The sequence below is a fragment of the Nocardia sp. NPDC058658 genome (assembly GCF_042716665.1).
GTDB lineage: Bacteria > Actinomycetota > Actinomycetes > Mycobacteriales > Mycobacteriaceae > Nocardia.
In genome coordinates this window covers 1-21,439 of the sequence record NZ_JBHXRR010000007.1, presented here as the reverse complement: position 1 = coordinate 21,439, position 21,439 = coordinate 1, and the positions used below count along the sequence as shown (strand labels likewise).

The 21,439-nt window shown below is 66.6% G+C and carries 18 protein-coding genes; 6 read left to right on the top strand and 12 right to left on the bottom strand.

Going from position 1 to position 21,439, the window contains the following annotated elements; all coding sequences use genetic code 11:
- Positions 1-5 precede the first annotated feature (5 nt).
- From ACFWUP_RS13190 to purF, 5 genes are all read right to left on the bottom strand, one after another.
- The gene (locus ACFWUP_RS13190; RefSeq protein ID WP_379233848.1) at positions 6-1,655 is read right to left on the bottom strand and encodes an ABC transporter ATP-binding protein; all 1,650 of its coding nucleotides are present in this window, start codon (positions 1,653-1,655) and stop codon (positions 6-8) included.
- Positions 1,648-2,592 carry an ABC transporter permease gene (locus ACFWUP_RS13185; RefSeq protein WP_379233846.1) on the bottom strand — a complete coding sequence of 315 codons (945 nt, stop codon included), beginning with the start codon at positions 2,590-2,592 and terminating at the stop codon, positions 1,648-1,650. The genes ACFWUP_RS13190 and ACFWUP_RS13185 overlap by 8 nt, the downstream gene beginning before the upstream one ends.
- Positions 2,592-3,632, bottom strand: coding sequence for an ABC transporter permease (locus ACFWUP_RS13180; protein ID WP_379234194.1), 1,041 nt, complete (start codon positions 3,630-3,632; stop codon positions 2,592-2,594). The genes ACFWUP_RS13185 and ACFWUP_RS13180 overlap by 1 nt, the downstream gene beginning before the upstream one ends.
- Positions 3,633-3,685: 53 nt before the next feature.
- A complete protein-coding gene (locus ACFWUP_RS13175) occupies positions 3,686-5,281 on the bottom strand; it encodes an ABC transporter substrate-binding protein (protein WP_379233844.1) in 1,596 nt (531 codons plus the stop codon).
- A 258-nt stretch (positions 5,282-5,539) separates the two neighbouring features.
- Positions 5,540-7,120, bottom strand: coding sequence for an amidophosphoribosyltransferase (gene purF / locus ACFWUP_RS13170; protein WP_379233842.1), 1,581 nt, complete (start codon positions 7,118-7,120; stop codon positions 5,540-5,542).
- Between the two features lie 143 nt (positions 7,121-7,263).
- Here purF and ACFWUP_RS13165 point away from each other — a divergent pair, with 143 nt between their 5' ends.
- The gene (locus ACFWUP_RS13165; protein WP_379233841.1) at positions 7,264-8,676 is read left to right on the top strand and encodes a YhgE/Pip domain-containing protein; all 1,413 of its coding nucleotides are present in this window, start codon (positions 7,264-7,266) and stop codon (positions 8,674-8,676) included.
- Positions 8,677-8,681: 5 nt separating this feature from the next.
- On the opposite strand, the gene ACFWUP_RS13160 is transcribed toward ACFWUP_RS13165, so the two are convergent.
- A complete protein-coding gene (locus ACFWUP_RS13160; RefSeq protein WP_379233839.1) occupies positions 8,682-9,077 on the bottom strand; it encodes a sterol carrier family protein in 396 nt (131 codons plus the stop codon).
- 58 nt (positions 9,078-9,135) lie between these two features.
- Between ACFWUP_RS13160 and ACFWUP_RS13155 the strand changes: the two genes are divergently transcribed.
- Both ACFWUP_RS13155 and ACFWUP_RS13150 read left to right on the top strand, forming a co-directional pair.
- Positions 9,136-9,636, top strand: a complete 501-nt coding sequence (locus tag ACFWUP_RS13155) for a hypothetical protein (RefSeq protein WP_379233837.1) — start codon at positions 9,136-9,138, stop codon at positions 9,634-9,636.
- Entirely contained in the window at positions 9,633-9,833 is a 201-nt protein-coding gene (locus ACFWUP_RS13150; protein ID WP_379233835.1) for a hypothetical protein, read from the top strand. The genes ACFWUP_RS13155 and ACFWUP_RS13150 overlap by 4 nt, the downstream gene beginning before the upstream one ends.
- Here the strand turns inward: ACFWUP_RS13150 and ACFWUP_RS13145 are convergent.
- Complete coding sequence (locus tag ACFWUP_RS13145; RefSeq protein ID WP_379233834.1) at positions 9,823-10,371, bottom strand: CPBP family intramembrane glutamic endopeptidase; 549 nt, start codon at positions 10,369-10,371, stop codon at positions 9,823-9,825. The genes ACFWUP_RS13150 and ACFWUP_RS13145 overlap by 11 nt on opposite strands.
- 65 nt (positions 10,372-10,436) lie before the next feature.
- Positions 10,437-12,167 carry an alpha/beta hydrolase gene (locus tag ACFWUP_RS13140; RefSeq protein WP_379233832.1) on the bottom strand — a complete coding sequence of 577 codons (1,731 nt, stop codon included), beginning with the start codon at positions 12,165-12,167 and terminating at the stop codon, positions 10,437-10,439.
- A 128-nt stretch (positions 12,168-12,295) separates the two neighbouring features.
- Between ACFWUP_RS13140 and ACFWUP_RS13135 the strand changes: the two genes are divergently transcribed.
- Entirely contained in the window at positions 12,296-12,583 is a 288-nt protein-coding gene (locus ACFWUP_RS13135; RefSeq protein ID WP_379233830.1) for a YiaA/YiaB family inner membrane protein, read from the top strand.
- A 48-nt stretch (positions 12,584-12,631) separates the two neighbouring features.
- Here ACFWUP_RS13135 and ACFWUP_RS13130 read toward each other — a convergent pair whose 3' ends face one another.
- Both ACFWUP_RS13130 and purL read right to left on the bottom strand, forming a co-directional pair.
- A complete protein-coding gene (locus ACFWUP_RS13130) occupies positions 12,632-14,377 on the bottom strand; it encodes an alpha/beta hydrolase (RefSeq protein WP_379233828.1) in 1,746 nt (581 codons plus the stop codon).
- 77 nt (positions 14,378-14,454) lie between these two features.
- Complete coding sequence (gene purL, locus ACFWUP_RS13125; RefSeq protein WP_379233826.1) at positions 14,455-16,749, bottom strand: phosphoribosylformylglycinamidine synthase subunit PurL; 2,295 nt, start codon at positions 16,747-16,749, stop codon at positions 14,455-14,457.
- A 163-nt stretch (positions 16,750-16,912) separates the two neighbouring features.
- Here purL and ACFWUP_RS13120 point away from each other — a divergent pair, with 163 nt between their 5' ends.
- A complete protein-coding gene (locus tag ACFWUP_RS13120; RefSeq protein WP_379233824.1) occupies positions 16,913-18,199 on the top strand; it encodes a glycosyltransferase 87 family protein in 1,287 nt (428 codons plus the stop codon).
- 101 nt (positions 18,200-18,300) lie between these two features.
- On the opposite strand, the gene ACFWUP_RS13115 is transcribed toward ACFWUP_RS13120, so the two are convergent.
- Together ACFWUP_RS13115 and ACFWUP_RS13110 are read right to left on the bottom strand one after the other, a co-directional pair.
- The gene (locus ACFWUP_RS13115; RefSeq protein ID WP_379233823.1) at positions 18,301-19,587 is read right to left on the bottom strand and encodes a M18 family aminopeptidase; all 1,287 of its coding nucleotides are present in this window, start codon (positions 19,585-19,587) and stop codon (positions 18,301-18,303) included.
- A 63-nt stretch (positions 19,588-19,650) separates the two neighbouring features.
- Positions 19,651-20,088, bottom strand: a complete 438-nt coding sequence (locus tag ACFWUP_RS13110) for a MarR family winged helix-turn-helix transcriptional regulator (protein ID WP_379233821.1) — start codon at positions 20,086-20,088, stop codon at positions 19,651-19,653.
- A 125-nt stretch (positions 20,089-20,213) separates the two neighbouring features.
- Here ACFWUP_RS13110 and ACFWUP_RS13105 point away from each other — a divergent pair, with 125 nt between their 5' ends.
- Entirely contained in the window at positions 20,214-21,290 is a 1,077-nt protein-coding gene (locus ACFWUP_RS13105) for a substrate-binding domain-containing protein (RefSeq protein WP_379233819.1), read from the top strand.
- Positions 21,291-21,439: the final 149 nt, after the last annotated feature.

The window sequence follows — 21,439 nt, the reverse complement described above, 5'->3', positions numbered from 1 at the left end:
CGCTGTCAGCCGGACTCCCCGCCTACTTCGATCCGGCGGCGTCGCTGTTCGACCGGGTCGGGGACCGGGACGGCGGCGACGAGGCGGCGGGTGTACTCGTGCTGCGGGTTGCGCAGGATCTGTTCGTTGTCGCCTTCCTCGACGCAGGTTCCCTCGCGCAGGACCATGATCCGGTCCGCGAGCTGGTCGACGACGGCGAGGTCGTGGCTGATGAACAGACACGCCCAACCGCACGAACGCTGCAGTTCGGCGAACAGTTCGAGCACGGCCGCCTGCACCGACACGTCGAGCGCGCTGGTCGGCTCGTCGGCCACGAGCAGGTCCGGGTCGAGCACGAGCGCTCGCGCCAGACTGGCCCGCTGACGCTGCCCGCCGGACAGTTCGTGCGGATACCGGTTCTCGGTGCCCGCGGGCAGTTGCACATCGTCGAGCATGTGCCTGACCCGCTCGCGGATGCTCGCCTTGTCACCGATGGCGTGCACGACCAGGGGTTCGGCCACACACTCGCCGACCGTCAGGCGCGGGTTCAACGATCCCGCCGGGTCCTGGAACACGAACCCGAACCGCCGCCGGATCGGCCGCAGCTTGCGCGGGGACAGATCCGCGATGTCCTGCCCACGAATCAGCACGTGCCCTTCGGAGGGCCGTTGCAGCGCCGCCACGCAGCGCCCAATGGTCGACTTGCCCGAGCCTGACTCACCGACCAGACCCAGGGTCTCCCCCGGCCTGATCTGCAGGCTCACCCCGTCGACGGCCCGGAACGCGGGCCTGCCGAACGGCCCGGGGAACGTGACGACGAGGTCCTTCACATCGAGCACCGGCTCGACGGACTGATCGATCGTCGGCCGCTCGACGGTCGACGCACCGAGATGCGGCACCGCCTCGAGCAACGCCTTGGTGTAATCCTGCTGAGGACTGGCGAACAGTTCGTGCACCGGCGCCTCTTCGACCACCTCGCCCGCCCGCATCACCACCACGCGGTCGGCGAGGTCGGCCACGACACCCATGTTGTGCGTGATCAGCACGATCGCACTGCCGAGCCGGTCGCGCAGATCCCGCAACAGCTCCAGGATCTCGGCCTGCACGGTGACGTCGAGCGCGGTGGTCGGCTCGTCGGCGATGATCACCTTCGGCTCGCACGAGATGGCGATCGCGATCATCACGCGCTGCTTCTGCCCGCCGGACAGCTGATGCGGGTAGTAGTCCACCCGGTGTTCCGGATCGGGCAGCCCCACCGAACGCAGCAGCTCGATCGCCTTGGCCTTGGCGGCTTTTCGGCTCATGTCGCTGTGCGCGCGCAGGGCTTCGCAGATCTGGAACCCGACGGTGAACAGCGGGTCCAGCGCACGCGCGGGCTCCTGGAACACCATCGACACCTCGCCACCGCGCAGTGCGGTGAGCTGACGTTCGGTCATCGAGGTGACCGGCTTGTCACCGATCGTCACCAGCCCGCGCACCGACGCCGAATGCGGCAGCAGCCCGATCGCGGTACGCGAACTCACCGACTTGCCCGACCCGGACTCGCCGACAATCGCGAGCACCTCGCCGGGGAACACCTCGTAGGACACATTGCGGACCGCGTTCACCGGTCCGGCGTCGGTCGAGAAAGTCACCGACAGGCCCGAAACAGCCAGCGCGGCAGTCTTTTCACTCATCGACCGTCTCCTTCGAAGTGACCGCGCGCCGGGTGCGCAGCATCGGATTGAGCGTCTCGTCGAGGCTCTCGCCGACCAGCGTCATCCCGAGCACGACCAGCACGATCGCGGTGCCGGGGAAGATCGAGGTCCACCAGATGCCGTTGGAGACATCGTTGAGCGCCTTGTTCAGGTCGTAACCCCACTCGGCGGCCTGGGTCGGTTCGATGCCGAACCCGAGGAAACCGAGCGCGGCCAGGGTCAGGATCGCGTCCGCGGCATTGATCGTGACGATCACCGGCAGCGAGCCGGTGACGTTGGACAGGATGTGGCGGAACATGATCCGCGTCGTCGACGCACCGGTCACCCGGGCGGCGTCCACGTACGGCTCGGTCTTCACCGCGACCGTCGCATTACGAACCACCCGGAAGTACTGCGGCACATAGACAACCGTGATCGCGATGGCCGCCGACAGCATGCCGCCGAGACTGCTCGACGTGCCACCGGCCACGACGATCGACACCACGATGGCCAACAACAGCGACGGGAACGCGTAGATGGCGTCCATGACCAGCACCAGCGTCTTGTCGACCCAGCGCCCCACATACCCTGACAGCAGGCCGAGCGGCACGCCGATCAGCAGCGACAACGTCACCGAGATCGCGATCACCATCAGCGCGGTGCGGGCACCGTAGAGCACCCGCGAGAGCACGTCCTCGCTGCGCACCGAGGTGCCGAACCAGTGTTCAGCCGATGGACCCTGCTGCGGCACGAAAGCCACACCGTCAGCAGAGTTCTGGGCCAAACCGTAGGGCGCGAGCAACGGCGCGAACGCCGCCACCAGCACGAACCCGGCCACCAGAACCAACCCGGTGATGAGCGTGACCCGTTGCAGCCCACCGGTTTTCGACAACAGCTCGGCACCCGGCAGCCGCCTGCGTTTCACAGCGGTAGTCATCAGAACCTCACCCTCGGGTCGATCAGCGCGACGATGGCGTCGACGACGAAGCTCATCACCGCGACCACCAGCGCGATGAACGCCACGATGCCCTGCACCGCGATGAAGTCACGCGCCCGCAGATATTCGGCGAGCTGATAACCCAAGCCCTTCCATTCGAACGTGGTCTCGGTGAGCACCGCACCGCCGAGCATCATGGCGATGCACATGCCCATCACCGTGATGATCGGGATCAGCGCGTTGCGCACCGCGTGCCTGCCGGTGACCACCCGCGAGGACAACCCGCGCGCCCGTGCCGCCTCGACGAAATCGCTGCGCAGCGTCTGGATCAGGTTCACCCGGACCAGCCGCAGGAAGATGCCGCCGGTGAGCAGCCCGAGGGCCACCGCGGGCAGCACCGCGTGTTCGAGCACGTCGAGCACATACGCCGGTTCGCCGTACAGGATCGAATCAATGATCAGGATGTTCGTCTTCGGCGAAACATGTTGCAGCGCAAGCTCGACGTCGGTGCTCGCCCGCCCGCCGACCGGGAACCAGCCCAGCCACACCGAGAAGATCAGTTTGAGCAGCATGCCGACGAAGAACACCGGCGCCGCGTAAGCCAGCACGGCCGAGAACCGCAGGAAGGCATCCCCGGCCGTATCCCGGTGTGTCGCAGCGTATCTCCCCAACGGAACACCCACGGCGAAGGCGACGACCAGACCCCAGAACACGAGTTCGAAAGTCGCCGCACCATAGGTGATCACCACATCGGCGATCGCCTCGTTGTCCTGCGTCCGGCCGAAATCGCCGTGCAGGAATCCGGTGATGTATTCCCAATACTGCGTCAGGATCGGCCGATTGAGCCCGGCGGCCTCCTTGCGCTCGAAGATCTGTTCCTGGGTCAGCCGGCCACCCATGGCCGCGCTGATCGGGTCACCGATCACCCGCATCAGGAAGAACACCACTGTCACCAGCAACCACGCGGTCGGCAGAATCAGCAACAGCCGAATCAGCAGGTACCGCAGCAAAGCCACCTGGCGGGAACCCCCGCCGCGCATCCACCCGAAACGCTGCGCCCGAGCCGGTGACTCGGGCGCAGCAGCAACGTCACTCACTTGCTCAGAACCGTGAACCGGAACTTGAAGGAGCCGTCGAGGGTCTGGTCGACACCGTTGACGCCCGGTTTCGACACCGCGACCTGCTTACCCGAGAGCAGCGGCAGGGTCGGCAGGAAGTTCTGCGCCAGATCGGTCTGGATCTTCTTCAGGATCTCGACCCGCTTGGTGGGGTCGGACTCGGTGGCCTCGGCGGTGAGCTGGGCATTGATGCCGGGGTTCTCGAAGTGCGACTGCAGGAAGTTGTTCGGGCCGAAGAACGGCGTCAGGTAGTTGTCGGCGTCCGGGAAGTCCGGGAACCAGCCGAACTGGTACATCGGGTAACCGTCGGAGGCGCGCTCCTTCTGGTACGTCACCCACTCGGTGGACTGCAGGTTCACCTTGAACAGACCCGAGGCCTCGAGCTGGGACTTGACCGCGGCGTACTCCTCCGACGAGCTGGAGCCGTAGTGGTCGGGGTTGTACTGCAGGTTCAGCGTCACCGGGGTGGCGACACCCGCGTCGGCCAGGAACTTCGCGGCCGCGGCCTTGTCGGGCTTGGCGCCGTAGAGATCCTTGAGTGGCTCGGCCGAACCGACCATGCCCGAGGGCACGTAGCCGTAGGCGGGCTGGTAGGTGCCCTTGTAGACACCGGCGGCCAGCGCCTCACGGTCCACCGAGGACGCGAACGCCTTGCGCACGGCCAGCTTCTGCTCGGGGGTGTTGCCCGGCATGGTGTTCATGTTGAAGACCACGTAGCGCAGCTCGCCGCCGGGGCCGTCGGTGACTTTCACCTTGGAATCGGCCCGCAGCGAGTCGATGTCGGTGGGGGTGAACGAGCGGTAGCCGACGTCGATGGCGCCGTTCTGCAGGTCCAGCTTCAGGTTGTCGGAGGTCGCGTAGTACTTGGTCGACACCGTGGTGTTCTTCGGCGTGCCGAGGATGCCCTGGTAATCGGGGTTGGCCTTGTACTCGACCAGCTTGTTCTTGTCGTAGCTGCTGATCGTGTACGGACCCGAGTAGCCCTTGGCCTTGACGACTTCTTCGTCGGTGGCGACCTTGTCGGCGGGCAGCGACTTCTCGTCGACGATGGGACCGGCCTGGGTCGGCAGGATCGTCGGGAAGGTCTGGTCGTTGGCGACCTTGAGCGTGAACGCGACGGTGAGATCGTCGATCAGATCGGTCTTGTCGAGATTGCCGAGCAGCGAGGCGGGCCCGTGCGCGTCGTTGATCTTGACCATCCGGTCGAAGGAGAACTTCACGCTCTTGGCGGTGAGCGGGTTGCCGTTGGCGAACTTCAGGCCCGGCTTGATCTTGCAGGTGTAGACCGTGGGGCTGGTGAATTCGCACTTCTCCGCCGCATCGGGCTTGGGCGTGGTGTCGCCCGGCGCGAAATTCAGCAGGTAGGAGTAGATCTGGTTCTCCACCAGCAGCGACCCGTTGTCGTAGGCCGCGGCCGGGTCGAGCGAGAAGATCTTGTCGGTGGTGCCGACGACGAGGCCCGCACCGGAGCCCGCCTCATCGGTACGGCCGGAGCCACAACCGGCCAGCGCGGCCACGACCACCGCGGCAACACCTACCGCGCCAACTTGTTTCGCACGATTCTTCAACATCAGGTCCCATTCTCGAACGCTGCGCGGCCGCCGGAACCCGGGTTTCGAGAGCGGCGGCCGCGCGTTTGAGCTAGCGATATAACGGGGGACCGTACCTGTGAACCATTACCGCCCAGTTTCAAATGAGCCGAATTATTGCCTTCATGTTATGAACTAATCTTACGAAATTGCCGACGGCCGGAATTACTCTCGTACACAACACGAAAGGGGCCGAACAGGTTTATCCTGTCCGGCCCCTTACGTGAACACAATGAACTTTTATGGGCGACTCAACGCGTCCACATTGGCGTTCTCGCCGAGTAGCTTGGATTCTGCCTTGCCCGAGAGCATTCCCTCGAGGACGTTCTTGCCGATGGCGGCCTCGGGCGGCAACTCGATCGGGTAGTCGCCGGTGAAGCAGGCGGTGCACAGGCGCGAGCGCGGCTGTTCGGTGGCCGCGATCATGCCCTCGGTGGAGACGTAGCCGAGGGTGTCGGCGCCGATCGAGCGGCGCACGGCCTCGACCATGTCGGCGTAGCTGTCGTCGGCGCCCGCGCCGTTGGCGATCAGCTCCGCGCGCGAGGCGAAGTCGATGCCGTAGAAGCAGGGCCACTTCACCGGCGGCGACGCGATGCGCACGTGGATCTCGAGCGCACCCGCCTCGCGCAGCATGCGGATCAGCGCGCGCTGGGTGTTGCCGCGCACGATGGAGTCGTCGACGACGATCAGCCGCTTGCCGCGGATGACTTCCTTCAACGGGTTGAGCTTGAGCCGGATACCGAGCTGACGGATCGTCTGGCTCGGCTGGATGAAGGTACGACCCACATAGGCGTTCTTCATCAGACCCTGGCCGTACGGAATGCCGGAGCCCTGGGCGTAACCGACCGCGGCGGGCGTGCCCGACTCGGGCACCGGGATCACCAGGTCGGCGTCGACCGGGTGCTCCTTGGCCAGCTTGCGGCCGATCTCCACGCGGGTGGAGTGCACCGAGCGACCGGCGATCGTGGTGTCGGGACGGGCCAGGTACACGTACTCGAAGACGCAACCCTTCGGCTCCGGGTTGGCGAAGCGCATGGAGCGCACGCCCTCGGAGTCGATGGCCAGCAGTTCGCCCGGCTCGATCTCGCGGACGAACGCGGCGCCCACGATGTCGAGCGCGGCGGTTTCGGAGGCTACGACCCAGCCACGATCGAGCCGACCGAGCACCAGCGGGCGCACGCCGTGCGGGTCACGCGCGGCGTAGAGGGTGTGCTCGTCCATGAAGGTGAGGCAGAACGCGCCACGCAGTTGCGGCAGCAGTTCCATCGCCGCGGCCTCGATGCTGGAATCGGCCGAGGCGTGCGCCAGCAGCGCGGTGACGATGTCGGAGTCGGAGGTGGCGCCGGTCATCTGCGGGCGGCCGTCGATCACACCCGCACCGATCAGGCCGAGTTCGCGTGCGCGCCCGGCCAATTCGGCGGTGTTCACCAGGTTGCCGTTGTGGCCCAGCGCCAGGCCGGAGCCGACGGAGGTGGTGCGGAAGATCGGCTGCGCGTTCTCCCAGGTGACACCACCGGTGGTGGAGTAACGACAGTGTCCGACGGCGATGTGGCCCGGCATGGCGGCCAGGGTCTGCTCGTCGAAGACCTGGGAAACCAGGCCGAGATCCTTGAAGACCAGGATCTGTGAGCCGTCGGAAACGGCGATACCGGCCGCTTCCTGCCCGCGGTGTTGCAGGGCATACAGGCCGTAGTAGGTGAGCTTGGCCACGTCTTCGTCGGGAGCCCAGACGCCGAAGACGCCACACTCCTCGCGAGGCTCGTGTTCGATCTCGTCGGTGGTGTTGGGCGTGGGGACGATCGTGGGATCGACGTCGGTCACCGTTTGCTCCCTGTTCGGGCGGGCTGGGGGCAGTGTTCAGTCTACGGGTCATCTACGACATGGCGTACGGCCACCAGCATCCAGGCGGTCAACACCTGCATTTTGTCGCTGATTCATTGCTGATGGCTGTTACCGTGCCGATTGTGACCACGGACGACAGTGCGAACGAACAGGCCGGTCGGACCGGTTCGGACAGTGACAACGCCGAAACCGCGTCCGGGAATTCCGGTGGCCGCAACAGCGGCCGAGCGAGTTCCGCCACACGGAATCTGCGCCGTGGCGAGTTCGGCCGGATGATTCTTCGTCCCACGGTCGTGCTGACGATCCTCACCGCCCTGCTCGGCGTCATGTATCTCGATTACGTGGCCGATCCGGAGGGCAATCTGCACGGCTTCCCGATCGCCGTGGTCAACATGGACGTGGGCGATGTCACGGCCACCGGCGCCAAGGTCGACTTCGGTAAGCAGGTCACCGACGCGCTGGTCGCGGGCATCCCGGCGGACAAGGTCGACCTGCGGGTGATCGGCATCACCGAGTCCGAGCGGCAACTGCGCAACGGCGAGATCTACGGCGCGATCGTCATCCCCGGCGACTTCAGCAAACGTCTCGGCATCCTCGGTGCCGGGTCGATCGTGGCGGGCGAGATGGAACGCCCGGTGATCACCCTGCAGACCAATCCACGCCTCGGCGCCTTCGGTACCCAGATCACCGAGCGCATCGGCCAGCAGGCGCTCACCGAGGTCGACAAGCAGGTCGGCGTGCAGCTCACCGACCAGGTGAAGGCGGCGCTGGCCGAAGGCAACCCGGCACCGCAGGTGTCCGGTGCGGCGATGCTGACGTTGCAGCATCCGGTCGACATCGTCGAGTCCGAGTTCCGTCCGCTGCCCGACGGCACCGGCGAAGGCCTCACCGCCTTCTTCTACGCCCTGCTCCTGCTGCTCGCGGGCATGATCGGCGCGATGATCGTGCACACGATGACCGATGCCCATCTCGGTTTCGTACCCAACGAATACGGCCCGTTCTACCTGCACCACGAACCGGTGAAGATCTCCCGCTTCGGCACCCTGCTGGTGAAATGGGCTGTGATGGTGGTGGTTTCGCTCGTTGTCGCACTGGTCTATATCCTCGTCGCCGAGGCGCTGAACATGCCGATCGGCAACGCTTTCGGCCTCTACCTGTTCTCGGTGCTGTGCCTGATCGCCTGCGGCTGGACCGGCCTGACCGTGCTCGCCATTTTCGGCACCCCCGGCCTGATCATCAACATGATCCTGTTCGTCATCCTCGGTCTGCCTTCCTCGGGCGGCACAGTCCCGATCGAGGCCACCCCCAAGTACCTCACCTGGCTGGCCGAGTTCGAGCCGATGCACCAGGTCTACCTGGGCGTCCGCTCGATCCTCTACTTCGATTCCAACTACGACGCGGGCCTCGGCCGAGGCACCTTCATGGCCTTCCTCGGCATCGTCATCGCGGTAGTCCTCGGCACCGCCGTCACCAAGTACTACGACAGCAAGGGCCTGCACCGCGAAAACCTGCTCGCCCGCCCCATCGGCACCTGACTCGGCTACTCGACCCCGCGCAGCGGCACGATCGGCAGCCACCCCGCGATCTCCGCCGCCCTGGTCCCCGACGCACTCACCACCCCCTGCTCCACCGCCTCCTCGAACCCGAGCAGCCCGGTAGCCAGCAACAACCAGGTCCGCGCATCCGTCTCCACCACATTCGGCGGATTCCCCCGAGTATGCCGAGGCCCCTCGATACATTGCACCGCCACGAACGGCGGCACCCGAACCTCCACCGAATGCCCCGGCGCACTCCCCGCCAACGCCCGAGCAGTCCCCTTCACCGCCGCCGCGATCTCCGCCCGCCCCGGCACCTCCCCGTCCCCCCGCAACCACCCTTCCACACCCAACACAGCCGCCCGCACCACCGCAGGATCCACCACATTCCGCCCAGCCATACCCAAGAAACTACCGAGCACCACCGACATCTCGCCCCAGGCGCTAGCGTATTTCTCGATGAGACGCGCGACAGCCTTGATCGCGATCCCCGCCGCGACCCTGATCGCCGCCTGCCAGACCCCCGACGACTTCACCCCACCCGAACCTCCGTACGCCGTTCTGGCATGCCGAGGCGACATGCCCACCGGCCCACAAACAATCGCCGGTGCCGACCTCTCGAAGTTCATCGGTCGCACCCGCCTCCCACCGGACGTTCGCGTGGCCGGCGGCCGATCAGCCCTGTCCCCCGAGCACCCCGGCCAGGTCGACCTCTACCTCGACCTCTGCCTACCGGGCGCCGCAACAATGAACGACCTTCTCCCAGCCGCCACCGATCTGGCCCACGCCCTCAAATCCGACGAACTCGGCGCCACCACCGCCACCCTGTCGATCACCTGCGTCTGCGAACACCTACCGGGCCGCACAGCAGTGCACGACAACAACTTCCAACAACATCTTTGGAATGGCACCGCTACCCCCGAATCCGAATACCTGAACTGGGAAACGGAAGCGCCATGACTACCTACCGAATCGAAGTGTCCCGAGACGGCAACTGGTGGATGCTTCGGATTCCCCAGCTCGATGGCCTCAACGGCAACGTCGAAGGCCTCACTCAGGCACGTCGCCACGCTGACATTCCGACAGAAGCAACCGACTACGTCTGCACAGTCGCAGACATCGCGCCCTCCACCGTCGATCTCGTGATCACCTTTTGAGCTGATCGATTCGCTGTGCGGCGAGGGGAGCGAGGGCTCCGCCTGCGTTGATTGCCAGGTGGAGGAAGGCGGGGGCGGTGGCGCTTCCCGAGCGGCGGCGGAGGTCGGAGAAGAGCAGACCGGCGAGGGTGGTGGCGAGGATCGTGAGGGGGATCGAGTCGTTGGCGGCTTTGGCGGGGTGGATGTGCCAGAGGCCGAAGTCGAGGGCGCTGAGGGCGGGGGCTGATTCCGGAAGTAGGGGGTCGAGGGTGCCTCGGAAGATTGCCTCTTCGGCGAGGACGGTGCCTACGGGGATGTGTAGAGCTATCCATTCGAGGGTGGAGGTTTCCGGTGCGCGGATGGCGATTTCAAGGGGTAGGCGGCGTAAGGGTGGGATCGACAGGGCTATTGCGTAGCCGGTGAGGACGACGGCCGCGCTACCCAGTCCCCATCGGAAGCCGCTAGGCGACAACCAGTTCGGGCGTCCGCGGAACAGCAACGTGTATCCGGTCGCGAAGGTGACGTTCGCGGCGGTGCGTCCACGCAGGGGCAAATCCAACGAAGGGAGGACCCGGTTGTTCCACAAGAGCGGAAGTAATAGTGCGGCAATGGTTTTGAACCGACTCACTTGACCTCCCGCTCGTACTCCTCCGCCGATTCCAGTGCGGCACGGATACTTTCGACAACATCACCGCTCACCCCATCAGGCGCCCCCACAGCCAACCACCCGTCCAGCACCAACGACCCGTACCGATGCCCGTGCCCGTCGACAACCCCTTGCGCATTGGTGAGATCGGCGGTGACCTGCCAGAACGTCACGAACGGCGCCCACCGCATCTGCGTGGACACATCGGACCCGCGCGGCTCGCTCAGCCAGTCGGGCCGAGTGAAGATCAGATCCGCCGACCACCACACGATCGGGTCGGACGGATGCTGCAGGTAGGCGATGCGGGGTTCGCGCCAAGGCTCGGAGCTGGCGAATTCTGTTGCGTCGTCGGCGAATCGAACGACAAGCCCGTCCGCGTACACCGGCGCCACCTCGGGCGACCCCGGATCACGGCGCTCGACGAACTGCCGCCACAACCGATTCGAATTCGGCGGCCCCACCCACAGCGCCCCGTCGACCTCCTCGCGCAGATCGGCCAGCCCGTCGAACGCCTCCTCCGACCCCTGCGAACCGAGACTCTCCCCGTACACGAACAGCTTCGGCCGCTGCCCTTCCGGCCGCGCCGACCACCGCTCGTACACCGCGTCGAACAACTCCCGACTGGCCGCGGCCGCCTTTTCCCGGTCCGACAGAAACGACAGCACGCTGGGCAGATACGAGAACTGGGTCGCCACGATCGCGGTATCACCGCCGTAGAGGTATTCGATCGCCCCCGCCGCCATCCCGTTGACCCAGCCGGTCCCGGTGGTCGTGACAACCACCATCGCCTCCCGCTCGAAGGCCTTGGTCCGCTCCAACTCGGCAACCGCCAATTGCGCCGCCGTCTGGTCCCGGGTCACCGACTCCAACCCCACATACGCCCGAATAGGTTCGCGCGCAGTCTTTCCCGTCACCTCGGTGATCGCGGCGGCACTCGGCCCGTTGGACACGAACCACCGCCCCTCGAACCCCAACGTCCCCCACGGCGCGAGCGACCCGGCACTCCCCGACCGCTCCGGCGCGATCGGCTGCACCGCATACGGCGTACTGCGATCGTTGCGAACGCTGAACGCCGAGTTGGCGACAGCGAAGAACGCCCGCGAGGCAACACCGTTGAAAATCGTCACGGCCAGCACCACCAGCACGAGCAACCCGGCCGCCGGTGCCACTTCGCGCGGCACCCGCACCCACCGATTGAGCTGCCGAGCCAGCCCCAACACCATGACCCGCACCGTCCGATACGCGGCCACCACCGCCACCCCCACAGCCACGCTGAGCAGCCCGGTCCGCAGATACGCGGGCGTGGTCGTCCCCGCCATCCCCATCAGCGAGGTGATCTCGCGCTGCCACCGCGCCGACTGCACCAGCATCCCCGCCGCGACCAGCCCGCACCCCACCAGCACGGTCGCCTTGATCGCGTACCGCAGCCGGTCGGACGGACTGGGAATCGGCAGCCACGCCCGCACCCACCGCCGGAAAACCCACTCCAGCACACACCCCAGCCCGTACCCGATCGCCGCGTTGATCCCGCTGATCAGACCCTGGAAGAGCCAGTCACGCGGCACCAGCGACGGCGTCACCGACAGCCCGAAGAACAGCGTCGCCAGCACCAGCCCCGGATAGTTCAGATCGACGATGTCCTCCACGCGGCGCGCGATCACGCCGCCGCGCGCACGCAGCGTCGCCACCGTCGATGCGCGTTCGGTCACTGCCCCAGTATGGACGCCGGGTCCGACAAACACCGGATTTGCCACTGCGGTACGGCTCACAAACTACGTACGGCACTCGAGTAGTTGTACGCGCGATCGCGAAGCCGCGGATCAGCACACTGAGAACCATGAGCACAAACCACAAGCCGAAGAACACCTCGGCCTACATGGCCCAGGCCGCGATCGCCTTCGCTGTCAGCCTGTTCGGGACCGGCGCCGGAATCGCCTACCTGCCGTTGGACGGCTGGCAGCGCGCATTCCTGGCGATGTCGGGCTTGTTCCTGGTGACGAGCTGCTTCACCCTCGCCAAAGTCGTGCGCGATCAGCAGGAGACCCAGTCGCTGCTGAGCCGGGTCGACGAGGCGCGGCTGGAACAGCTGATCGCCGAACACAATCCGTTCAAATCGGTGTCGTAACCGAACCGGGGCAGCCCCGATCGAGGGGTTCGTGGCTGCCCCGGTTCGTCACTTCAGCTGCCGTTCGGTTGCTGCGGCTTCGAACAGGAAATTCTTGATCCGCTCGGCCAATCCCGGTGTGTAGTCCGGTGGTTGGGACACCGCGGCCCACGCATCGGGCACCAGGTTCCCGTAGTTGTGACCGTGTCCGTCCGAAACCGTCTGTGCCCGTGGCAGATCCGCGGCCACCTGCCAGAACGTGACGATCGGATACCACGACATCGCCGGTGACACATCGGGTCCGCGCTTCTCGGTCAACCAGTCGGGCCTGCCGAACAGCAGATCCGGCGACCACCACACCACCGGGTCGGATGCGTGCTGCAGATAGACGATGCGCGGTTCGTTCCAGTTCGGCGTCGGCTTGGACAGCTGATCGGCGCTCGCGGCGAACCGCACCGACATCCCGTCGGCATAGATCGGCGTGATCTCCTCGGATCCGGGATCACGCCTGGCCACGAACTCCGACCAGAGCCGATTCGAGTTCGGCGGTCCCACCCAGAGCACGCCGTCGGTCCGGTTGCGAATATCGGCCAGCCCCGAGAACGCGCCCTCCGACCCCTGCGAACCGAGACTTTCGCCGTAGACCAGCAGCTTGGGGCGGGCGTCTTCGGGCAGTGCCGACCAGCGGTCGTACACCTTGTCGAACAGCGTGCGCCCCATCGTCATCGACTTGTCCCGGTCGGACAGGAACGACAGCGCGCTGGGCAGATACGAGTACTGCGTCGCCACCAGCGCGGTGTCCCCGCCGTACATCAATTCGATCGCCATGGCACTTGTCGTGTCGACCCAGCCGGTACCGGTGGTGCTGATCACTACGAGCACTTCGCGTTCGAATGCCTTGGTGCGCTCCAGTTCCGCGATGGCCACGTCGGTCTGCGCCTCGACACCGTCACCTGATTCCAGCCCCGCGTAGACCCGAATCGGTTCGCGCGCGGGCTTTCCCGTGACCTGGCCGATCGCCAGCGCGGTCGGCGCGTTCGCGACGAACCACCGCCCCTCCGAACCAAGGGTGTCCCACTTGGCCAAAGAATCAGGGCTGCCGGAACGTTCGGGCAGCGTCGGCTGGACCGCGTTCGGCGAGGTGTGACTGTTGCGCGCACTGAACGCCGAATTGGCAACGGCGAAAAACCCTTTCGCCAATACGCCGTTGAACAACATCGCCGCGACCACCACGACCACCAGCACCCCGAGCGGCTTCGCGATCGCCGTCGGAATCCGCACCCACTGGTTCAGCCCCCGCGTCACCCAGCGCACCAGCCGGACCACCAGCCGCGAAATCCAGATCAGCAGCCCCACCACCACCGCGCCGAGCAGCACGGTCCGCGGATATCCCGCGTCCGACACCGGCTCCATCCCCATCAGATCGGTGATCTGGCGCTGCCACTTCGACGACTGGATGCTCATCAGCACCGCGAAGACCAGGCACGCCACCACGATCGCGCCCCGCACCGCCACCAGCGTCCAGCTCGGCCGCCGATCCCACGCCTGGCTCACCTGCTCGGGCAGGGTGATCCTTGGTGCGGCCCACTTGCGCCAGGCCCAGGCCAGCGCGCAGCCGATGCCGTAGCCGATGGTCGCGTTGATCCCGCTGATCAGGCCCTGAAAGAACCAGTCGCGCGGCAGCAGCGACGGTGTCAGCGACAGTCCGAAGAACATCGTGGCCACGACGAGTCCGGCATAATTGGGATGAAAAAACCTGTCCACCAGGTGCAATCCCCGGACGAACAGGTTCTCGTGCACATGCTTCTCTGGCACGTGGCTTCCATGCACCGCAGGTTGAGAAGTCGAGCTCGTATCCTCAGTGGTCAAGCTCGACTCCTCATCCGATCAACTCAGGCGGTGTGCGCTCCGAACAGCTTAGGCAGCGTGCCCTCGTACGCCTCGCGCAAATCGGCGAGTGTCACGGAGAACTGCCCCTGCACCTCGACCGAATCCGAACCCTGGTCGACCACGCCGATGCGCACCCACGGCAGCTGCCGCGCATCGCACATCTTGGTGAACCGGGTCTCCTCCGAACGCGGCACCGCGACGAGCACGCGCCCGGCCGATTCCGAGAACAGCTGCACGAACGGGTCCGAGCCCTCGGGAAGCACGATGCGGCAACCGGTTTCGCCTGCCAGTGCCGCCTCGACGACGGTCTGCGCCAGACCACCTTCGGACAGATCGTGCGCGGCGGAGATCATGCCGTCACGCGAACCCGAGGTGAGCACCTCCGAGAGCAACTGCTCACGGGCGAAGTCGACCTGCGGCGGCACGCCACCGAGGTGATCGTGGAAGACCTGCGACCAGATCGAGCCGTCCAGCTCGTCGCGGGTCTCGCCGAGCAGGATCAGCGACTCGCCCGGTTCGAGGCCGAGACCCGTCGGGATGCGGCGGTGCACATCGTCGATCACACCGAGCACGGCGACCACCGGCGTCGGCAGGATCGCGTCCTTGCCGGTCTGGTTGTAAAAGCTCACGTTGCCGCCGGTAACCGGAATACCAAGGGCCACACAGCCATCGGCGAGACCGCGCACAGCCTGCTGGAACTGCCACATCACGCCCGGGTCCTCCGGCGAACCGAAGTTGAGGCAGTTGGACACGGCCTTCGGAGTGGCGCCGGTGGTGGCGACATTGCGGAAGGCCTCGGCCAGCGCCAGCTGCGCGCCTGCGTAGGGGTCGAGCTTGGTGTAGCGGCCCGAGGCATCGGTGGCCAGGGCGATACCGCGGCCCGTGGCCTCGTCGACACGGACGACGCCCGCGTCGGCGTGCTCGGCCAGCACGGTGTTGCCGCGCACGTAGCGGTCGTACTGCTCGGTGATCCACTTGCGGCTGCACAGCGCCGGGCTGGCGATCATCGTCAGCAGGGTTTCGCGCAGCTCGTCGCCGGTCTTCGGGCGGGTGAGCGTGGCGGTGGTATCGGCGATCAGCGCGTCCTGGGTGTCGGGACGCTGCACGGGGCGCTCGTAGACCGGCCCGTCGTGGGCGACGGTGCGCGGCGGCACGTCGACCACGGTCTCGCCGTGCCAGGTGATCACGAGATTGTCGCCGTCGGTGACCTCACCGATGTCGGTGGCGAGCACATCGTGCTTCTTGCACACCGCCATGAACGCGTCCACGTTCTCGGGCGCGACCACCGCGCACATGCGCTCCTGCGATTCGCTCGACAGGATCTCCGCGGGGGTCATGTGGGCGGCGCGCAGCGGGACCTTGGTCAGGTCGATGTGCATGCCGCCGTCGCCTGCTGCGGCGAGTTCGGAAGTGGCACAGGACAGTCCGGCGCCGCCGAGATCCTGGATGCCGACGACCAGCCCGGCCGCGTACAGGTCGAGACAGCACTCGATGAGCACCTTCTCGGTGAACGGATCGCCCACCTGCACGGCGGGCAGCTTCTTACGTCCGGTGCCCGACTCGTCACCGGAGAAGGAATCCGAGGCGAGCACGGACACGCCGCCGATACCGTCGAGGCCGGTGCGCGCGCCGAACAGGATGATCCGGTTGCCGTTGCCCGAGGCGAAGGCCAGGTGCAGGTCTTCCACGCGCATCGCGCCCGCGCACAGCGCGTTCACGAGGGGGTTGCCCTGGTAGGAGGCATCGAAGACGGTCTCACCGCCGACATTGGGCAGGCCGAGCGAGTTGCCGTAACCGCCGACGCCGCGCACCACACCGTCGACGACGCGACGGGTGTCGGGGGCATCAGCGGCGCCGAAACGCAGCTGGTCCATCACCGCGATCGGGCGCGCGCCCATGGCCATGATGTCGCGCACGATGCCGCCGACGCCGGTGGCCGCGCCCTGGTACGGCTCGACGTAGGACGGGTGGTTGTGCGATTCGACCTTGAAGGTGACGGCCCAGCCGTCGCCGATGTCGACCACGCCGGCGTTCTCGCCGATCCCGGCCAGCATGGAGGCCTTCATCTCGTCGGTGGTGGTCTCACCGAAGTAGCGAAGATGCACCTTGGAGGACTTGTAGGAGCAGTGCTCGCTCCACATCACCGAGTACATCGCCAGCTCGGCATCGGTGGGCCGACGGCCCAGAATCTCCTTGATGCGGGCGTACTCGTCGTCTTTGAGACCGAGTTCCTTGTACGGCTGCGGAGCATCCGGGGTGGCTGCGGCGGTAGCGACGGTGTCGACCTGCAGTGTCACGGGAGACCAGGGTCCTTTCGGCCGGGGGGAACTTGATCTGCAGAGTCTAATGGTTGCGCGGTTGCCGCCTGCCGCCCGTACTGCCCTCACGCTGGGGCGGTGCCCGGATTCGGTCTGGTCACACTTGCGGTGGGCGGGTTGGAGTACCCATTACTCTGGCGCTGTGAACGAAAGTCCGGGGGTTACCGAGCAGGTCGAGCCGCCTGTTCCCGCGCAGAGCGCGGAACCGAGCTCCATTTCTTTCGAACAGAACTCCGACCGTCAACGCCGCTGGCTGACCGTCGCGATCGGACTGTTCGTGGCCTCCGCCGCCATAGCGCTGTTTGCGCACTGGTGGCACGGGTTCATCGACCTGCAGGTCTACCGCAACGGTGCCCGCGTGTGGCTCGACGGCGGCGAGCTCTACGGCCCGATGCCGCCGGTCCACGGACTCGGCCTGCCCTTCACCTATCCCCCGCTGGCCGCGATGTTCTTCGTGCCGCTGGCGTTGATGCCGTTGGTGGCGGCCGAGGTCGTGGTGCTGCTGACCTCGCTGGCGAGCCTTGGCATCGTGCTGTGGCTGGTGCTGGTCCGCGTGCGCCCCGAGTTCGACCGGATCTCGGTGCTCACCGTGGTGATCGCCGGCCTCGGCCTCGCCCAGTTCCTCGAACCGGTCCGCCAGACCTTCAACTTCGGCCAGATCAACCTGATCCTGATGGCTGCGGTCACCATCGACATTCTGGTGCGCAAGCCGTTCTGGCCGCGCGGGATGCTGATCGGGATCGCGGTGTCGATCAAGCTGATTCCGGCCGGCTACCTGCTCTACTTCCTGCTGCGCCGGGACTGGAAGGCCGCGGGCACCATGGTCGTCTCGGCCGCGGGCGCGATCGGCGTTGGCTTCCTGCTGTTCCCGAAGGACTCGGTCGAGTACTGGTTCCACACCGTCTCCGACACCGGCCGCATCGGCACCCCCTACTTCGCGGGCAACCAGTCGATCAAGGGCACGCTGTTCCGTCTCGGCATGGACGAGTCACTGGCGACGGGCTTGTGGATCGGCATGTCCGCGCTGACGATCGCGCTGGCCGCGGTGTGGATGTACCGCCTGATCGGCGCGGGCAACGACGTGGCCGCCCTGCTGGTGAACGCCGCCGCGGTCCTGCTGGTCTCGCCGGTGTCGTGGTCGCACCACTGGGTGTGGGTCGCCCCCGCGCTGGTCGTCGCCGTGAGCCTGGCCATCGGCCGCCGCTCCCGCGCCTTCACCGCCCTCATCGCCGTATTCACGGTGATGTTCATCATCGGCCCCCAGTGGGTCCTGCCCCATTCGGGCGACAAGGAACTCGCCTGGACCTGGTGGCAACAGATCATCGGCAGCAGCTACGTGTGGGCCACTTTCGCGGTGATCCTGTACGCGGTGATCACCTACCACCCGACCCGAAAGCCATCGCCCACACCGGAACTCGCAACCCCCTGAACGACCACCCCAAACCTGGGCAGTCGATCACCATGCACTGGTGCAGTTCCCTCTCGGGCGATGCTTGCGTGAGTACATGGTGATCAACCGTCCAAGACGGGTCAGGCTTCAGGGGTCAGGAAGGCGGCCAGGGCGGAGGCGTAGGCGGGGACGTCGGCGGCGCCCATGAGTTCGCGGCAGGAGTGCATCGCCAGTTGGGGTGCTCCTACGTCGACGGTTGACATGCCGGTGCGGGCGGCCGTCATCGGGCCGATGGTCGAGCCGCACGGCAGGTCGGCGCGGTGGACATAGCGCTGCAGCGGCACATTCGCCTGCGCGCAGGCCAAAGCGAACGCACCCGCACCCGCCGCGTCGGTGGCGTAGCGCAGGTTCTGATTCACCTTGAGTACCGGCCCACCGCCGACCTCGATGCGATGCGCGGGCTCGTGTCGGTCCGGATAGTTCGGGTGCGTCGCATGTGCCATGTCACCGGAGGCGACCACCGAACCCGCAAGCGCGGCAAGGTAATCCGCACGCCCGCCACCGCGGGCCAGCACGATCCGCTCCAGCACCGCGGGCAGCAGATCCGACTGCGCCCCACGATCGGACTGGCTGCCGACCTCTTCGTGGTCGAACATCACCAGCACCGCCGTCGCGGCCCCGGGCTCGTCGGCGGCCGCGAGGAAGGCCTGCAATCCGGCGTAGCAGGTGCCCTGGTTGTCCAGGCGCGGCGCGCTCACCAGATCGAGGTCGCGACCGACGATCGCGCTCGCGGCCAGATCGTGGGTCATCAGTTCCCAGCCGAGCACGTCGGCACCGTCGACCTCGGCCCGCTCGGCGACGAAGTCGAGGAACGAGGCGGGCGCATCGCCGATGCCCCAGATCGCGTTCACGTGCCGTTGCGGGTCGAGGGTGACCCCGCGCCGGTCCTCGGACAGGTGGATTGCCAACTGCGGCACCCGCAGGATCGGTTCGTCGATGCGCACCAGCACATCCCGCATCCGCGACCCCTCGCGCACGCTGAGCCGCCCCGAAATCCCGAGCTCCCGGTCCAGCCACGAGTTCAGCCAGGCCCCGCCGTACGGCTCGAGCCCGACGAGTTGCCACCCGGCCCCGGCCAGATCAGGATGCTGCTTCACCCGCAGGTTGGGACTGTCGGTGTGCGCGCCGACCACCCGGAACGGCGCCGCGGGCACTGCGTCGTAATCGGCCCACGCGATCAGCGAACCACCGCGCACCACATAGTGTTTGCCGCCCGCGTCGTCCCACGCCGACGCCTCGGTCAACGGCGTGAACCCGTTGCCGTCCAGCTCGGCCGCCACCGTCGCACACACGTGAAACGGCGAGGGCGACGCATCGATGAAGGCACACAATCCGCTGGCCGTGGCCGCTGTCAGAGAAACCGGCATCCTGCGATCCTAGGCACGACAGCGCGTCCGGGCACCTCGCCCCGGAATACCGGGGGCGTGAGATCAGTCGTCGCGTTCGGCGACAATCGCGAGCGCGGCCAGCATTTCGCCATAGCGGCGAATCCCTAGCCGGGCCCGTAGTTCTTCCTCGGCCAGCCTTTCCTGCGCGCGAATCCGGGCCGCCAACTTGGCCCCGAGACTGCTCAGCCCGATCAGGATCCGGCGGCGATCGTCGGTGGCGGCGACGCGGAAGATCAGGCCGCGTTCGGCGAGATTGTCCGCGTGCCTGGTCGCCGACGACGGGGCCAGTCGCGCCTGGGCGGCCAGTTCCGACATCGTCATGCCCTCGTCGGTGGACAACTGCGACAGAATCGCCCAGTGGTCAGCCGTGAGGTTGTCGGCGGTCAGCGCCGCGTCGAGTCGATTCACCCAGTTGCGCTCCGCGGAGCGCAGGGCGCCGTGCAGCGTGGAATACCCACTTATGATGGACACCGATCGCATTCCCACCTGCCGAGAAATTCATTCGAACAATCCTGTTCGCGCTAGGCGTACCTCCGCCTGCGCTCCGGCCGTGCGCGGCTGAGGAACGCTGGCGAGCCTGCGCCCATTAGGCGATAGGATACAGAATGCCTTTCTTCGGCCAGAGCCGGGATGAAACGATCGAGATTCTCTCGATCGTTCCCACACAGGGCCCTGGTGGCATCATCGCACCGTCGTGTACGGCGGCAATTAGCCTTGCTGTGGACGAAATCAATAGCGGCACAGGAATTCTCGGCCGCGAAATCCAGCTCACGACCATCGACGGCGGCCGCGAACCGCGCGAAGTAGCCGCCGAAGTAGAAGCCTTTCTGGCCACCGGAATGGTCGGCGCGATCACCGGCTGGCACACCTCGGCGGTGCGCAGGACCGTGGCCGAGGTGGTCGACGCCCGCGTCCCCTACCTCTACGCCACCGATCACGAGGGCCTGCCCGACGAGCGCCCCGGCGTCCTGCTCGTCGGCGAACATCCCGACCACCAGACGGTCCCCGCAGCGGCTTGGATGGGTCGCGAACTGGGTGTGCGCCGCTGGGCGGTCATCGGCAACGATTACATCTGGCCGCGCCGGACCGCGCAGGCCTTACGTCAGTCCCTGCCGAACCCGCACGACATCATCGTCGAGCAGTACGTCCCCCTCGGCACCACCGATTTCGACGATTTCCTGTCGAACCCGGCGCTGCTGCTGGCCGACGGGGTGCTGATCCTGATGGTCGGCGCCGACACCGCCCGCTTCAACCGCCAGTTCACCGCCGCGGGCTTCCCCGCGATCATGCCCCGCCTCAGCCCCGCCGTCGACGAGAACGTCCTGCTCAGCGCTGGCCCGTCGGCGAACACCAACCTCTACGTGGCCTCGAGCTTCTTCGTCGACAACCACACCGATGAGGGCCGATCCCGCCAGGCCCGCTATCGCCGACATCATGGCCAATTCGCCCCCGCGCTGACCACTTTCAGCAACTCCACCTACGAAGCGATCCACCTGCTCAACACCCTCGCCGACACGACAGGCACCCTCGACGTCGAGAAGATCTCCGCCGCAGTGGAAACCGGCCTTTTCCTGGACGGCCCCGCCACCCGCCGAGGCTTCCTGGGCAATCAAGCAGTCGGCCCCGCCCACCTAGCCAAAGCAAATGGAGTCGACTTCGACATCATCGACACCCTCCCCTAACAGCAACCCACCACACCCCACCAAAGCCCGCAGCCCCACCGCCCCCAGTCCCCGCACGACCCGACCTCGAGGAGGGTCCCGCCGCGCAGCGGCGGTAGCGGCCCGGCCGCGAGTTAGCCGCCGTTGCGACGAGGCGAAGCCTCCAGCAA